This window comes from Pseudomonas fluorescens (assembly GCF_002022275.1).
GTDB classification, from domain to species: Bacteria; Pseudomonadota; Gammaproteobacteria; order Pseudomonadales; family Pseudomonadaceae; genus Aquipseudomonas; species Aquipseudomonas fluorescens_AJ.
Genome location: NZ_MSDF01000014.1, coordinates 695680 through 712370 on the forward strand (window position 1 = coordinate 695680; position 16691 = coordinate 712370).

Genomic DNA, 16691 nt, shown 5'->3' on the forward strand with positions numbered 1-16691 from the left:
TGCTTGTAGGAAATTTCCGGCGCACTTATCCGACCTTTGGCGACGTTTCCGTGGTTGGAGAAGATGCTGCGCGGTAGGCTTCAGAACTTAGTAATAATCGATAGTGAACGTTGCGGTAGCATTCGCAGGGCCAGCAGTAACATGGTCTTCAGTCTGGATGTAGCGAGCCTTGAGAGGGATGCTATAACTGGCGCCTTCTTGAGCTCGCGGTGTAATGCCGCTGGCGTGCAAAATCGCAAGCGAGAGAGGGCCGCCGTTGCTGTCGGCGACTTGCAGACCGACGCCTGTGGCAGCTGGTGCATTGCCTTGAGCGCTGGGGTTAAGTGCTAATATGCCCTGGGACGGGTTGATAGCTGCCAAAGTTGGATCAAGGCGTACTTGAAGCGTGTTGTTTTTGCGAGAGTTCAAATTATCTACGGTACCTTGACTTCCACTACCCGTCCAAATGGGGCCGTCAGCTTGGTAGTAACCGTTGAATGCCGGGCAATTATTCAAGGCAATATTAAAATCTATCCACGGGGTGAAAGTGTTCTTGCCGGAAAACTCATTGACTATGTGAGTACCCATGGGCACGGATACATCAGGTGTGGAACAGGTGCGCGACACAATGTTAATACTGCCGACAAAGTTCACCCGTATCGCTTGCAGAGTAGTATCAGAAATCAAATCTCGAGCTATCGAAGGAAAATTAGCACCGTTAACGGTACCCGCCGAAACCGGCCCGGTTTTGATTAATGAAACAGTCATCGAGTTACTGAAAGGGTACAACCTGATAGTGCACGTCACCGTCCAGCCAGTGCAGTTGCCCCAATTCCAGTCGTAGGGCAACACGCTTGCTCCTCTCCAGATCGCCACGCCGATACCCGGTACGCCACTTTGATAGACCTTCCCTGCATAGGGTCCCGAGTTCCAGTTCGCCGATGGTAGCGGCAAGCGACTAAAGTAGTTTCGTTCAGTCACATCGGTAGTGATGCCATTGCACGTCACTAAGAGCTCGCTTGAAGGGGAGTACGTCTGTCGATACACCTCTGCGCCCACCGGTACATCTCGGCCAACGGTCAAGTTGCCACCTGAAAGCGGCATGGTTGCGATTAGCCCGAGGTTACCGGTTGGATTACTGCTGTCGAATTTGCAACTGCCAGCACTCACCACGCCACTATTGAGCAGCAGTAATCCACATACTATCCAACTGCTACGATTGCCCATCGCGTTGATGAGGCCCTGCTGCAAAAAAGCCAATATCTGTTTCATGAGTGCACCAGTTTAATTCGACAGGGCGGCAGTCTGCCGCGAAGTATTGGTAATCGACGCGCATACTGCTTCCACTTGTTGCAATGTCTTGCCGTCACTTTTTCTAGGAGGCAGCGACAACGCACATTGCTGCCCTGCTCGCGCTCCCCACCTGATCAATAACCTGCGTGCGTCTTCCTTAACTCGTGCATAGAGTTGACCACCTTGCCCAACTACGCCTACCGAGACGCCACGGTCGTCTTCAACACTGGCACCAAACGGCAGCGTGCTTCCATCAGCCAAGGTCACGTTAAGCAATAAGGCCTGGCCATTGCTGGTGCCGTATTTGAGGGCGACCACCGCACCGGCACGCGGCGCGACTTGTTGACTGGTTTCACTCAACTCGACGTCGAGGGACGTGCCTAATGGATCAATTGCCACCTCGTTCAACTCATATGGACGCAGGTACGGCACTACGGCATTGCCGCGACTATCGAGGCGTAAGCCTGGGAAACCCACTACTTTGGCACCCTCTGCGCCTTTGGCGCTAACGATGGCAATGGTCTCACCGCGATACGGAGTAAAAGTCACGCCATTGGGATGGGCAACGATACTGCCGCTGGCACTCACAGACACGCCGCTATAGCCCTCACCTTGGCTGACGGTGGCACCAACAATGGCTTTGGAACCGGTGTATTGGCCGTTGGCCGAAGTGCTGTTTGTGCGGTTTGTGCCCTCATGGCTTCCGGTCAGACTGTAGTTATATTGGCGATCATCGCCTGCGGTACCACTAAGAGTCGCTTGCTCACTGAAACTGTTTTGGGTGTCGCGTAATACTCGTGCCGACAATTGCGGCGAGCTCGTAGAGGACCCAAACTCCAACGGCATGCTCACGGTAAACAACAGGCTGTTGTCCATTTCTCCCAGGCCGACGCGGCTGCGATTCGCACTAAGGCCGTAGCTGACTTGGCGTACCTGTTTGCTGTAACTGAACTGGTACTGCACATCGCGCCCGGGCTGGTTCCAGTAGTTCTGGGTAAAACCACTGAATGCTACCTGTCCCCAGCGTCCGAGGCTCTGGTTGGCAGTGAGGGTCAAGCGGCTGCGCGGGCGGCCTAAAGATACTGTGTCGTAACCCTTGCGTTCGGCATCCAGTAGTTGCATGGCATTACTGAAGTCGAGGTAGTTCTCGGTGGAGAACCGCGTAGCTGCTACCGCGAAGTTGCTCCCGGTACTGAGGATGTTTTTGCTGTAACTCATACGCACGCTTTGGCCACTGGCCTTGCCGCTCTTGAGTTCGGTCTGGGCTTGAGTCAAGTCAACCCCCATGGCGCCAATCGGCGTACTGAACGCTAAGCCCCCAAGCAACGCGCGGTAGTCATCGCTGCCCTGGACGCCGCCGTAGCCGGTGAAAATATTGCTCAGACCTAGTTGGTAGGTGCCTTGCACGAGCTTGGCCTGGCGGTCGATGTAATTGTTGCGAGTTTCACCTGCGGTGATGCTGAAGCGCGAAGTGCCGGGGCGTAATAGTTGCGCTGTCGAGGCATAGGGCACGATGAAGCGTTGCTCGCTGCCGTCGGCTTCATAAACAGTGACTTCTAGGTCGCCGCCATATCCAGTGGAGTACAAGTCGTCGATGACGAACGCACCTGGGGCTACCGTGGTTTCATAAAGTAGGTTGCCAGCTTGGCGCACCGCGACCCGGGATGCTGTGCGGGCGATCCCCCGAATAACCGGTGCATAGCCGCGCTGCGACTCGGGCAACATGCGGTCATCTGTACCTAATTGCACCCCGCGATAGGCTAGAGTGTCGAAGATTTCGCCACTAGTGTTGGCCTCGCCGACGGTCAACTGGCTTTTCAGCGAAGTGACGTCGCGCTGGGCATAGGTGTTGAGCTTCTGATAGTTTTGGCCAGTGTCTTTTTGCCAATTCAACGAACCGTTGTGGCGGAGGCGCCAGTCCCCAAGATTCAAGCCTGCGCTCAGACCCAAATAGGCTGAGTCGTAATTTCCTGAGTTGGTGATGTTGTGGTTGGCGTTGAACGTGTAGTTCAGGGTCCCGGCGGTAACACCTCGATCCCAGAGCTCGGGGCTCACGTAACCACGAGCATCCCGGCGTAGGGCAATCTGTGGGATGCTGATATCCAATTGCTGGCTGGACGGCGAAAAGCTCGCCGTAGCGCTATCAATCAATAGCTCGAGGCTCAGGCAGGCCGCTTCGCTCTCCAGGCTCTCCGTGGCTTCGGCCGACAGTTTGTGCAAGTCCACACCGATCAGTTCCAGCAGGCCTCGGCTGAAGCACACTACTGGATGGCTGCCGTCCGGCTCGGCACTTATGCGTATGTCCTGACGACTGACCAACGTACCGTTTACTGCCACGTCCGCCCGATAGTTACCAGGCAGCACCGGGTTACCTTTCTCGTACTGGGTCAGGTCGAGGCTGCGGGAATCTTCGGGCAGGAAAGCGTCGTTGAACTGCACATCTGCTGCCCACACGAACGGCGTCAGCAACATGCCAGGCAGCGCGGCCAGCATCTTGATAATCAGCGTCGTCAGCGGATTAAGGGCAAAGAAAGGGCGCACCTGCGGGTATCGACCCAGGCGGGAGGTAATTGTCATAAGTTACTCGTACGCTTGAGCGTTAGCGTGAGATCAGGGCTTGAGCGGCTGCTTGATCGGCGTCAGTGCGCCGTAATCGTTGATCGCATTGAACTCTACCTGGGCGGGGACGATTGGCTGTGAACTAACACCCGGCAAGGCGAACAGCCGAGTTTCACCGGGGCTGATCATGCCGTTTTCGCTCTCCAGGCGCCGGTTGCCTACGGTCAGACTCAATTCAACAAGGGATACGTAAAACGGGGTCGGGTTGAATGCTTGCAGCGCGAAATCTGCACCTTGGGGAATGAGCTTCCATTGCACTAGCATCGGTGCGTCGGCGGCACTACCTGGTAGCCCGGCGGGACGGTAAAAAATCTTGATCCGAGACCGGAACGCCATCTGCAGCACATTCAAGTCCAGCGGGCCTTCAGCTTTCGGCGGGATTTCCAGGATGTTGAGCCAGAACACGGACTCTGCCTCCATCGGCAACGGCGCGCCGGTGAACATCAGTCGTAGACTCTGGCCTTTGCTCGGGTCGATGCGCGACACAGGCGGAGACAACACGAATGGCGCCTTCGAGCTGGTAGGGCTGGACTTAATGTCCCCAGTATCGACCCAGGCCTGTACAAGCGCGGGTACCCTGCCGTTATTATTTAATTTGACCGTAACTTCTTTTTGATCCGATGGATAAATCAGGCGAGTACCTGTGATCACGACGCCCGCCATGGCCTGTGAACAGACCAGCGTGGCAAGGGCCACATTTACACTACGACGAAGCATTTTCATGTAGGACATAGAACACCTCATCAGCCCAACATCGGCGCGCCGGAAAACCAGCACGCGGAAGTGGAGGCTGCTTACTGGTAGTCGACGTTGAATGTTACGGAACTGATCACAGTGCCAGCGGTGGTAGCGCCAGTAGCGACGTATTGAATGGCGTATGGCATGTTGGCCGCACCATTAGTGTCGATAGTGTTTCGAGTAGTATTAGTGCGCTGATTGGTGTTGCCGGCCTGAATCACGGCACCGCCCTGAGCGTCAACCAATTGCAACTGCACGTTGGTGGCAGTGCCTGAAGTGTTGAGGAGGTTGCCGCTGACAGGGTCAACGGTAGCGCCGGAATTGAAGAACGAAGCAGCAGTAGCTGCCGTGCCTACGCAATCACTTAAGGTCACGTTAAAGCCTGTACGGCCTTCCGTTTGTCCAGCACTGGTGAGTAGACCTGTGGAAATCGTCGGCAGCGTAACGGTCTGGATAGCAGGCGAAACGACGCCATCAACGGCGACGGTGCAAGTCTGGTTGACCAGTTCACCGTTGAAATTGACGGTGCCGTCGGCAGCGTTGGCGAACTGAGCGCTGGATGCGCAAACCAGGGCAGCGAGCGTAAGAGCTTTAGTTTTCATGGTGCAACTCCAATGGGAAGGTTTTAAACACTGCCGCCACACTTTGATACGATTCCAGACGCTGAATGCGTGCTGGGCACAAGTGCTTGGGCGACGGGGTTTATCTTCTTCTTGTGAGTTGCTCCTTCCTGTAGTACCTGTCCCTTCGACTTGTAGGAAATTTCCTTCCGCCGAGGACTATGTGATCAGTCCAGATACTCCTCCAGACGCCGCTCCAGCTGTTCCATGGCTTGCTGCAAGTCATCCACCGCGTCTGTCAGGACCGCTGAATTGAGGCCCTTGCAGGCAGCCTCTAATGACTCACAGGTATGAATCAGACGCCGCGCCTTGATGATACGCGCGCCGCCTTTGACCCTGTGTGCGAGGTCAGCCAGGCCTGTAAGATCGTGCTGAGTAAACAGCTGTATAAGCCGCGTCATATCCTGTTGGTTACTTGTGGCTAGATCCTGAAGCAGACTTTTGACTGAATCTGCGTCGCCTCGACTTAGTTGTTCGAGGCTGGAGAGATCTATATCGTGAAGGATCTCCTCACGTTCCTCCTCGGTAGGCACTGGCACGGCATCGGCGGTCACTGCTGCCAAGTGGGCGCTGAGGTCCTTGAGGCTAATGGGTTTGAATAAGCAGTTATCCATTCCTGCTTCGAGGCAACGGTCCTTTTCTTCCGGCTGGGCATTCGCGGTGAGGCCGAGGATCAGCCCCGGCTTTAAGCCTCTAGTACGCTCCTCGTCACGGATCGCCCGAGCCAGTTCGTAGCCGTTCATCAAGGGCATGTTGCAGTCGGTGATCACAGCATCGAAATGCTGGCTGCGCCATGCCCGGAGACCATGAGCGCCGTCTTCAGCGTCGGTGACGTGGTGGCCAAGGTAGTTGAGCTGCTGGGACAGCAATAGGCGGTTGGCCGGATAGTCGTCGATCACTAGAATATTCAGCACTTGGGCTGATACAAGTGAAGATACTTCGGCGTTCTCGGGTTCTCGGATCTCCACCAAGATCGGCAAAGTGAGTCGGACATCAACCTGGGTTCCCTGCCCTAGCAGGCTGTTGAGTACCAGGCTGCCACCCATCATTTCGCATAGGGTGCGACTGATCATCAACCCCAGCCCTGAGCCTCCCCTCGCTGACTGAGCATTGTTGCTAGCCTGGGCAAAAGGACTGAACAACCGCTGTTGGTCCTCACTCGAGATACCGATGCCAGTATCTTCCACTCGCATACAGATGCTCAGGCGCTCGTCATTGTTGCTTGGTACTGCGCTGACCCGCAAATGCACCTTGCCTTCAGTGGTGAACTTGATGGCGTTACTTAACAGGTTGGAGGTGATTTGCTTAAAGCGGAGCGGGTCCACCAGCACCGGGCGGCTGATGGTAGAGTCCAAGTCTATGACCAACTGTATCTGTTTCTGCCTGGCTAGTCCTTCGAAAATCCGCGCTACTGACTCCACTAGTTCCCGTAGATTTGCACGCTCCGGTGCTAGAGACAAACGGCCAGACTCAATTCGTGCGATATCCAGAATGTCGCCAATAAGGTCCAGCAAACCCCGAGCAGCACCCGAGGCGATTTCGATGGAGAATCGGTCCATGAAACCCTGATCGGCCTTCTTAAGTGCCAACTCTAGCATCCCGATGATGGCGTTCATCGGTGTACGGATCTCGTGGCTCATAGTGGCCAGGAAAGTGGTCTTAGCGCGGTTGGCGTCATCCGCACCTTCCTTGGCTTCACGTAGCGCTTCCAGCAGATGCTGTCGCTCACTGATATCGATCCAGCCACCAATCATCCCACTGACTTCACCGTCGCTGCCACGGTACGGCAACATCCAATGATAGATAGTCAGCACTTTGTTGGGCCCCATGGTCAGCAGGCGGTCCTGGACCCTTGGCACGCCCTCATCCATCACCGCCAAATAGTCTGCATGGTAAGCCGCCGCTTCATCGACGCTTTTGAGCACGCCTTCGACTACGGTTTTACCCAGCACCTTTTCCCGTTCAACACCAAACACCGTAAGGTAGCCGCTGTTGCAGATCATCAGTCGTCCTTGGCGATCGCGAACGTAGATCGGGTGCGGAGTGCCGTCGATCAATACCCGCATGAACTCCATTTGGTCATTCAGGGCCAGTTGCGCTTGTTTGCGCTGGCGCATAAGCATCCGCAGATAAGCGATCCATCCCAGTGCCACCAACAGCAACACCGCAGATACGGAGAATCCTTCCAGGATGACCGTGCGGTTGCGCAGCCAGTAACTATCATCGACGGAAATCTCGCTGCGCCAGCGATTGGTAATTTCGTCCATCTCTTCCGGTGGGATACTCAGCAGGGCCTTTTCAAGGATCGAGTACAACTCCAGCGCCCCTCGAGATGTGGCAAAGGCGACACGCGCCGATTGCGTGCCAACGGTGCTGGTGATCTGTAACTGATCACGATACTGGCGCGAAATCATATAGCGGGCTGTGATCAGTGAATTAACTGCTGCATCCGCTTGCCCGTTAGCTACCAGCGCCATGATCTCCTGGGCGTTGCCAGCCTCAACTAGCGTGATGTTCGGGTAATCCTCCACCAGTAAATCGCGCACTGGATTGCCTTGGATCACCGCCAACCGTTTGCCGGCCATCTCGTCCAGGGTTGCAGGACTGCCGGGGGTGGTACGACTAATCAACACATATGGGGTGCTCAAATAGGGGCGGGTAAAACGCAAAAGCCCTTCGCGGGCGCGGCTAGGCGTCAACGTAATCAGGAGATCAGACTTACCGGTGCGAATCTGCTCGAGCATTTCAGCCACCGAGTTGGTGCGCTGGATATCGAACTTCAAACCGGTGCGCAGCGCGACCTTTGCCAGCACGTCGGCGCTGATACCGCGGAACTCACCTTCCTCATTGACGAACGCAAACGGAAGAAAACTCTCGTCAATCGATACCTTTAGCCGTGGATGACTGTTCATCCAGCGCTGCTCGTTCGCACTGAAATTCAACACCGTACGCCCTGGCATGCTCGCGCCGCCGGCACTCCAGCGGCGTAGGATCGTCATGCGTTCACTGGTGGGGATCACCGCCAGAGCGCTATCTATGATCCGAAGCAGCCGGACGTTGTCGTGGTTCACAGCAAATGAAAAATTGCTGACTTCCATGCGGGAGAAATCAGCCAATTGCACATTGTTCAGGTAGTTCTTGTTGATCAGATAATGCGCGCTGATGGAGTCGCCTAGAAATACATCCGCGGTTCCAAATGCCACCGCGCCGATGGCACTCAAGGTCGAAGGATAGAGCTGCAGAGTAGCCTTGGGGTAAAACGCCTTGACTGCGTCGGGCGGTAGGTAGTGATAGAGCATCGCAATTTTCTTGCCCGCCAAGTCGGGTGTCAGCGTTTGGCTGTCGGCGACTTGGGTAACTAGTGTCGGCTGATCTTCGGCATAAGATGTCGACATCATCATCTGAGCATCCGCTTGCTCGTAGCCGTTAGCGGTGCCGAGGAAGTCGACGCTGCCGTCCTTCAGGCCCTGGATCACATCGTTTCGGGAAGCAAACTGGCGTACTTCAACGCGCGTGCGCAACAGTTCACTCAGCAACTGCGCGTAGTCAGCGGTCAGGCCTTCATAGTCATGGCCGTCGCTAGTGATGCCAAACGGTGCATAGTCCGGAACGGAAGTGCCGAGGATCAATACACCTTTACTTCTCAGCCAACTCCAATCTTTTTCTGCGAGTGAAACCCCGTAGTCCTCCACGTGCGAGCGGCCTAAAACTTGATAGGTTTCTATCAGTGCTTCAGCTTGTACGGCACCGTTCAAGGTACCGGCCAGTACAAATGCCATCAGCCATGTGCGCAAGGACGTTCTCATTTAGACCAAGTTATTGCGTTTAGCAAAGTCGGCGAGGTACACCACCGATTTCACGTTGAGCTTCTCAATAATTCGTGTTTTGTAGGTGCTAATAGTTTTGTTGCTAAGCAACATGGCATCGGCGATCTGCTTATTGGTCAGCCCTTGAGAGAGTTGTTGCAATATTGTCAACTCGCGGTCGGATAGGGCTTGGATCAACTCTAGGTCTGTAGCCCCGGCATCGCTGCGTCGCACTGAACTGTTGGCCAGATTAGGAAAAAAAGTATAGCCGCCCATCACCGCTTTGATAGCTTTTACAAGTTCGTCTAGGTCATTAGTTTTGGAAATGTAACCAGCCGCGCCAGCCTTCATGCAGCGCATGGAATAGAACAGCGGCGACTGCGATGTCAGCACAAGAATTTTGCACGATAGGCGCAGGGCACAGATCCGCGCAATGACCTCGAGCCCGTCTAATTTGGGCATGGAGATATCCAGCACAATCAAGTCCGGCTCGTGCTCCCGAGCCATCTGTATCGCCTCCGCCCCGTTATCGGCTTCTGCCACTACCTCGAACCCTTCCTGCTTTAGAAGCATTTTGACCGAGGAGCGAATAAAAGGATGATCGTCGACAACTAACGCTTTAAACATAAGAACCTCTATTAGACACGCGCCAGTCTGGAGCAACGACGAGGCTGTCTGTGGTGCAGAAAATAAGTGAAAAACTAGTCGCCGCAACGTTCAAGCTACACGAGCGTGACACCAATGTAGAAAATTTCTTGAGAACCTTGATCGCTAGCTGCTTGGGTACCGTACGTCAGTGATGCGTGCCTCCAGCCAAGGCAGTAGACGGTAGCCGGGCATGGGGCGTGCCAGATAAAAGCCTTGGCCGAACGCGCAACCCATTCTAACTGCGGCATCGCGAATTCGCTGGTTGCTGACGCCCTCTATCACCAGGTTCATCTCCAATGAACGGGCTAGTGCCAAGGTGCTGCTGATCATTGCCTCGCCACGGGGGTCGCCCGCATGCCGGACAAACTCTCCATCGAGCTTGAGTTGATTGAATGGCAGTTGGCAGAGCAACTTAAGAGAGGAAAAGCCCATACCGAAATCATCAATAGAAAGTCCGCAACCCAACATCCTTAGGCGCAACAGGTTTTCCTGGATTCGCTGCGAAATATCTAGCAGACCATTTTCTGCCAACTCAAACATTAGCGTATTGCCGGAAAAGCCATGCTGTTCCAGCGATTGTTGGATATGTACCACCAGATCGGCGTTGATCAGCTGCGACGCGTGCAGGTTGAACGCAAGTTCAAGCTGTACCTCTTGCCGACGCAGAATGCCCAGAAGATTTAGCCCTTGCTCTAGTAGTTGTTTGAACATTTCGTCAATCAAATCATACGCAAGCACCGCCGCGAGAAAATCTGCTGGTAGCAATATGCCTCTCTCGGGATGTTCCCAGCGCACCAAGGCCTCAACGCCGGCTAGATTCCCTGTACTCAGTACAAATTTTGGTTGGAACCAAGCGCGAAACTCACCCAATGCGAGGGCACGTTGAATCTCCTCCTCGCCGGGCAAGGGCTTGGCCGGGGGAAGAAGAGTGTTCGTCTGGTGCCGAGAGGCGTAGCATCGCAATATATTGCGCAATGCACCCAATTGTAGAGGCGGCCGCATCACACCCAATAATCGCAGTCCCGCTAACGACCGCATCTGCTTCAGCGCACGGCGCAGCTCTGGTCGGAGGTCACTGCACAGCGCCACCGCGCGAATCATGCCGAACTGGGCAGCGCGTTGAAGGAAGCCTAAGCAATCTAAGCTACGGTCAGCCAGATCGCACACCACAATATCGACCCCGCCAGTCTGCTGCATCTGTATGAGGGCTTGTTCACCACTACTAGCCTGCAACACATCATGCACGCCCAGGTGATGGAGCATTTTGATCAAGACACTGCGCTGAAATCGTTGGTTTTCCAGAACCAGGACGCGGGGGGGGGCCATACTTATCAACCACTTTCAGGTGCGAAGATATTGATAATGGCGGGAAGCAGCTTGAATTACGGGCGGAAACGGCCTTGTGTTGCGTAGGAAATTTCCTAAACAGCAATTTACTTAAGCCGGGTGTCCTTCGGCTTTAACAGCTTCGCAAGAGAAAATTTGGGAGGTCTCATAAGATGAAGCTGCACCTTACCTGAGACAAACTGAGGGCTACTTTTAATACCCTATTTAGCTTCTGGCCGCTTCCCGCCAAAAACGCCCGATCGGGTATGTATACTAATTAAGGAGTGATAAAAAATGCCAAGTTTTCGTTAGGTTGGTCAGCGGATGGAGGTGCCAGCACCTAACGGAACGCGATAGAGGCTACGGTAGAGAGCTGCCTCGTTATGCCCACGTTGAGAGAGGCAGTGTGTGTCGTTCGCAGGGACGATCAACAGCGCTTCATAGTCAAGACGTCGTTGACGGAAGATGAACTAAAAGCTCACGTTCAGCATCCTGCGACCTTTTCGCATTATTGATAGGAGTACGGAGCGTGAGCCTCCGAAGATTTGCATGGACTGGCTCGACTTCTTATGGGAAACATGCTCGAGCAGCACAAAATAGAAACTGATTGATCTCATCGGGCATGCACCTGACGTTGACGATTGAAGGAGATGATCCGAGAGGACTTGGCCGACGAATACTGCGCTCGAATGGCAAGCGCAATGATCGCGTGCTCTCCGCCAGTCCGTAAGAGAGCAAGCATGAGTCAAGTGATTACTCCTAAGTCAGTAGCGGAAAATGGAACTTGAGGCATGAATGATAAGCTCATAGCGTCGATGTCTCTTCGAAGGGCATCACGACGGCCGTTCGACAACTTTAGATATTATCGTTGAGGGCGGCGGCGTGTCACAATGAATGAGCAAGCTTAACTTGATTTTCTGCAATCCATATAGCCACTTCTTTATCATTATCATGTAGCCATGCAAAACAGGACTGGTGCAATACGGCACTAATATAACCTACGTCTATCCCCTCATATCCACTGACGTTTCTGAGGCCTTGCTGGTCAAGTTCAAGGTTTATTTGGTTAGCAGTAGATTGAAGAATATTTTTAATCTGGGTTAGCATTTTTAATTCGTTCGTGCTGATGATGTCTTCAACAGCAGACTCGTTTTTAGGGTGCATGGAAGAATGTAATACGTGGTCTTGGTTCATTAAATATGTCTCAGTTTTGGAGCGATATATGGGGGCGGAGTCTTAATTGTTTCCGCCGCTCAACACTATAAGCTTACGACGCAACACTAAGTAAGTTATGGCTTTTTTCAGTATTAATCAAGAAAATACAATCAGAACGTTATGTTACATTTCTTGTCAAAAACTTTGTTTTTGCAATTCTTTGAAGTAAAAGAGAGGGAAAGGGTAGAAAGGAAATTGGAATCAATCAGGCTGTCAGTATTCTATAGGGTTGAGGCGTCTAATTTATCGCATGAGGTATGCTCTTGTGATCGAAAACTGAGCCAGGTGCTCAACTGCTTCTCCTCACTTTTGAGCAGGAGAACACAGGGTAATCAGCGTGGCAATGAGCTCTGAGTGTGCCGTTACGCTACCTGATCATTAGATGCATACAAGCTTTTTTATTTGGCAACGCAGCACAAAGTGCGCGGGCCGTGATGTGTTCCCTGCGTCCAATCGGACAAATAAGGTGTCGTCCGTGCGCAGAAACTCAACTGGATGAGGACGACTGCTCGGCGCCGGCCTAAAGGCCAGACATTGGTGCTTGAAAACGCCCGGCCTCGGCTAACACAGAGCACACGAGAGATCGTTGCTTGATCCCACGGCAAGCAATGAGCAGTGTATTGACGCCGATGCCGAATTGACCCACCTGCTGACGCGGGCCTGAATAGGCTACACAAATTTAGCGAGTTCTTCTATTCGTGTTAAGCAGTAAGCCTACCAACTGAAATGCCTAAACATGCTCCTTTAGGGCAGAGCTCAATTCGTCAATTCCCCAAGGAAGTTCTTTCAGCTCAGCAATGGATTGGAATTCTTTCAGGTACTCAGGTTGATGTCTGGCCAGCCAGCGAACGACCGCTGCGTTTGCGAGAAGCTTTGCTAGGTAGCCTTTGATGACTGTGAGATGAAGTACATCAGGCCCGTAGCCCTCCTCCACTGTTTTTATCTGCATCTGTAGGGCTGCGAGCTCACGCTCTAGGCGAGCAATTGACTCCGCAGAGATCTGCTGATCAGGTTGGGGGGCTCTAGGTACTACTAACTGGTCTGATGGAGTGGCAGCCAAAAGTGCTTTAGCGAGCAGGACAGAAAGATTTTTATTTCCAATCATCAATTCAGCCGCTTCGATTTGCCTCAATGGTTTCATCTGCCGCAGAAGATGGAATACGTTTGCGGGGCAGTCTGTGTCCCCCAAGAGCGAAATAGCTTCTGCGCAAATACCATTTAACAGGCGAAATTTTTGTTTGATTGTCTCCGGTGCCAATCCAAGTGCTTTGCCAAGCCTCTCTGCAGAGACTCCACGCTCCATCGCTCGCACTATCATCTTGTTACTTTGGACGGCGGATAGTCTGTTGATGCGCTTGTTATATGAGTACGTGTCATCGTCCGTTGCTACGAGGCAATCGACTTCCAGTTCACCTAGATCCTTGAGCGCTTCAATACGCAGGTGCCCATCAACCAAGAAGTAATGTCCAGCGCGGCCAGGTACTGGTGTTACAGCCGGTGGCTCTACCAGTCCTACGTCCTGGATTGACGCAAGGATTTGTTGGTACTTGAGGCTTTCTTTTACCGCAGACCGAGAGATTTTAAGCGGCAGGATATTGGCTACTTTGACTCGAACGCACTCATCTAAAAAAGCATTTTTTAGAGGGTGAGTCGCCTGAGGGGCCGCGGTTTCGAGCGATTTCTCAGGCATCACAGTCCCCCATTGCGAAGCCGAGCCTGTATCAGCTTGGGCATCGAACTCAGTTGCTCTGTAGAAAGAAGCTTTTCGAAATCACTAACTGCCAAGAGTTCTTTAATCGCCTGAATGGAGAAAATGACCCGTTCATGGGTAAAAGAAGCCTTTTTAACCATCAGGCGCTGCCGCTCGGCCTCTCGTTCGAATAGTTTTCTCAAGTCTGCGGGCGTCAGTCTTTTCTTCTTATTCTGGCTATCACGACCCAGAGGGCTTCCCCGCACCAGTTTGTCTTTCTTGGCACGTAGCTCTAAAAGGTGACGCAGCTTGGTAATCTTCTTTCCTTTTATTCCACGCTCGTAGGCGTCAGTAAGTAGGTTTTGAATGTCGCTTTCACTGCTACGGGCGATATCGGCAGCCATGCTTAGAGGTATCAACCCTGTCTCGACTGCTGACAGAAGTTTTTCTTCACCGCGTTCAAGTAGACCAACAATCATGCTGACCCAAGAGGCTGTGCTGCCAATTACTTTTGCGATCGCCTCATCGGTTTTGCCCCGTTCTTTCAATCGCCCGACCTCGTTCATAAGGTCTATCGGCCTATGCTGCCTTCGAGCTACGTTCTCTACCAAGCTCATGACCAAGCAGTCTTCTTCCACGGCATCAATCACAAACGCTGGAATTTCTGTGGCTTCTAGCGCAAGAAATGCTTCAAGACGGCCTTGCCCACACACGAGGTCGTAGCTGATCTGCCCTAAAGGCGTGGCTCTAAGACTCACGGTAATGGGGCGCTTGAGTCCTACCGTTTTTATGTTTTCTATAAGCTCGCGGTGAACCTTCTTATTCCTCGTGCGAGGATTGAGGATGTGGATATTTGATATTGGAATCAGTGCGACGCGATCACGCGAGGTTGATGGGACAGTCATTGACGTGCCTCCTTCAGCGAGCAACGCGCAGCAAGTCCATCAAGTACGTCCAGCGTTGCAAAACGGTAACTGTCTATTAAGGGGCTGTTTTCTTCGGACATTTTTCGCGGCCACGCCCCTATATCCATACTGGGGATGAGGTAATAGTCTCGCACTTGTAGATTTTCGTGCTCCATGCGTACTGCGATGGTGATGTCGGGTGTCAGGCTGTTTTCAAACCGGAGCTTCCAACGAAGAGTACCTGCCAGTGTGGATTGGCAGCGCGCGATGACCACTGATGCTGTCCATTCATCGTTAATTGTCAGTAGGTCACTCTGAATATTGAGCTCGACTCCGGCACCCACATGCTTGAAGTGTTTTACAACATCTTCAAGAACCTGCGGATGCAGCTGCCGCAGGGAGCGATTGACCTCCAAATACCGATAGTCTCGGTCTGGTGTGTAGCCGATAAGCGTGTAGGCACGTAAGAGGCCGCCGAAGCGATTTATATAGGTCGTGCTGGAGGGCATGTGGTCTTGGTCATCGATGAGCATCCCGGACAAAGAGCCCGCCCGCCGTAACAGGGTGCGAAGCAGTTCTAGCAGTTGTGCATCGTCCAAGCGGCGTGAGCGTTGCAAAATGATTTCGCGAACTGCGGCAAACACCTCCAGTGAGACAATTCCCTGGAATGCCCCATCACATCGAACCCACTTTTCGGGTGTGTTGCGGCTGATACGTTTACGTAGTTTGGAGGATGTTTTGTTGTAGACGTTGTTACCTATGTATTTCTCGTTGGTCAGCACTTGGTGCACGCTACCTCTACTCCAGGGGCGCTCGAAATCGGTGATCAGCCCCTCGGCGTTCAGTGCATCGGCAATTTCGTGCTCACTCATCCCGTTGTGGATGAACTGGTGATAGATGTGTTGAACCACCTCGATTTCGGTTTCGGGTCCCGGAATTAAGATAACCCTATCTGTCTGGAGACTTTTCTGTTGGCCCCGCGACAGTTCTGCCTTGAATTCGCTTTTCTCATCGATCAAAGCGCGGCGCAATCCATATCCCGCCGGGCCGCCTTGATGAAAACCTTTTTCAACGAGGCGGCACTGACCAGCGAAGACTTTTTGGGAAAGCTCTCGGCTGTACTCACCAGCCATGGATCGTTTGATGCCTTTGTAAATGGTTGCTAGAGGCGAGCCGTCGTTTTCAAAAGGCTCTGCGCAATACACCACATTGATACCGGAGCTGGTGCAAAGGTATTCATAGTGGGCACTTTCGTCCGTGTTCTGAAAGCGTCCCCAACGACTGACGTCATAGACAAGAATCACCTGATACTGGGTATGTCCGGCCTGGACGTCGTCAAGCAATCTACGCAGAGCATCACGGCCGCCGATATCTAGGCCACTTTTCCCATCGTCTTGGTAAGTTTTGACGATTTTCATGCCATGGCTCATGGCGTAAGCATGAATGGCTGCTGATTGGTTTTCTGTGGAGTAGCGTTGGTGATCAGTAGACATGCGAATGTACTCCGCAGCTGGCACCAAGCTGTCGGAACAGTCAGTCGAATCTATTCGCATGGAAGGAGAGGACAAGCAGGCCTCCTCTAGGCCAGAGAAGGCTAGCCCATTCCATTCAGCTTAGCGATGCGTTGTGACGAGATGGTGACGAGCCACAAGCCTCAGTCAGGCCAAAAAAATTGAGCAGAAATCTAAAAGATTGGTCTAGAGTCTTAGACAGGCCAGGGCTGAAGAAAGATTTTTGATGCGTTTTTTCTTGATTTTTTTTAAAAAGCTGATTTTTCCTTAAAAAAACATCGTGAAAATCGACGTTCGGCTATTGTGCAAAAGGCAATCCTTTATCAGAATCCTGGCTTCGT

At 52.9% G+C, this 16691-nt stretch carries 11 protein-coding genes; all 11 read right to left on the reverse strand.

The features are described from left to right. Positions 1 to 87: 87 nt before the first annotated feature. The 11 genes from BFW87_RS11450 to BFW87_RS11505 all read right to left on the reverse strand — a co-directional run bounded on the left by BFW87_RS11450 (position 88) and on the right by BFW87_RS11505 (position 16392). Positions 88 to 1251 (reverse strand): fimbrial protein, encoded by a 1164-nt coding sequence (locus BFW87_RS11450; protein WP_078739923.1) that lies wholly within the window; start codon positions 1249 to 1251, stop codon positions 88 to 90. A gap of 12 nt (positions 1252 to 1263) precedes the next feature. Next, the gene (locus BFW87_RS11455; protein WP_078739924.1) at positions 1264 to 3849 is read right to left on the reverse strand and encodes a fimbria/pilus outer membrane usher protein; all 2586 of its coding nucleotides are present in this window, start codon (positions 3847 to 3849) and stop codon (positions 1264 to 1266) included. Positions 3850 to 3882: 33 nt separating this feature from the next. Next, on the reverse strand, positions 3883 to 4623 hold the full coding sequence (locus BFW87_RS11460; protein ID WP_254865869.1) for a fimbrial biogenesis chaperone: 741 nt from the start codon (positions 4621 to 4623) through the stop codon (positions 3883 to 3885). 62 nt (positions 4624 to 4685) lie between these two features. Continuing rightward, complete coding sequence (locus tag BFW87_RS11465; RefSeq protein WP_078739926.1) at positions 4686 to 5231, reverse strand: fimbrial protein; 546 nt, start codon at positions 5229 to 5231, stop codon at positions 4686 to 4688. A 185-nt stretch (positions 5232 to 5416) separates the two neighbouring features. Then, entirely contained in the window at positions 5417 to 9055 is a 3639-nt protein-coding gene (locus BFW87_RS11470; RefSeq protein WP_078739927.1) for a transporter substrate-binding domain-containing protein, read from the reverse strand. Next, positions 9056 to 9682, reverse strand: a complete 627-nt coding sequence (locus BFW87_RS11475; RefSeq protein ID WP_078739928.1) for a response regulator transcription factor — start codon at positions 9680 to 9682, stop codon at positions 9056 to 9058. 144 nt (positions 9683 to 9826) lie between these two features. Further along, positions 9827 to 11029 (reverse strand): EAL domain-containing response regulator, encoded by a 1203-nt coding sequence (locus BFW87_RS11480; protein WP_254865870.1) that lies wholly within the window; start codon positions 11027 to 11029, stop codon positions 9827 to 9829. Positions 11030 to 11914: 885 nt separating this feature from the next. Then, on the reverse strand, positions 11915 to 12223 hold the full coding sequence (locus BFW87_RS11490) for a hypothetical protein (RefSeq protein ID WP_139372420.1): 309 nt from the start codon (positions 12221 to 12223) through the stop codon (positions 11915 to 11917). A 751-nt stretch (positions 12224 to 12974) separates the two neighbouring features. Then, on the reverse strand, positions 12975 to 13934 hold the full coding sequence (locus BFW87_RS11495; RefSeq protein WP_078739930.1) for a plasmid partitioning protein RepB C-terminal domain-containing protein: 960 nt from the start codon (positions 13932 to 13934) through the stop codon (positions 12975 to 12977). Then, on the reverse strand, positions 13934 to 14839 hold the full coding sequence (locus BFW87_RS11500) for a plasmid partitioning protein RepB C-terminal domain-containing protein (RefSeq protein WP_078739931.1): 906 nt from the start codon (positions 14837 to 14839) through the stop codon (positions 13934 to 13936). The genes BFW87_RS11495 and BFW87_RS11500 overlap by 1 nt, the downstream gene beginning before the upstream one ends. Further along, positions 14836 to 16392, reverse strand: coding sequence for a recombinase family protein (locus BFW87_RS11505; RefSeq protein WP_078739932.1), 1557 nt, complete (start codon positions 16390 to 16392; stop codon positions 14836 to 14838). Before BFW87_RS11505 ends, BFW87_RS11500 begins: the two co-directional genes overlap by 4 nt. Positions 16393 to 16691: the final 299 nt, after the last annotated feature.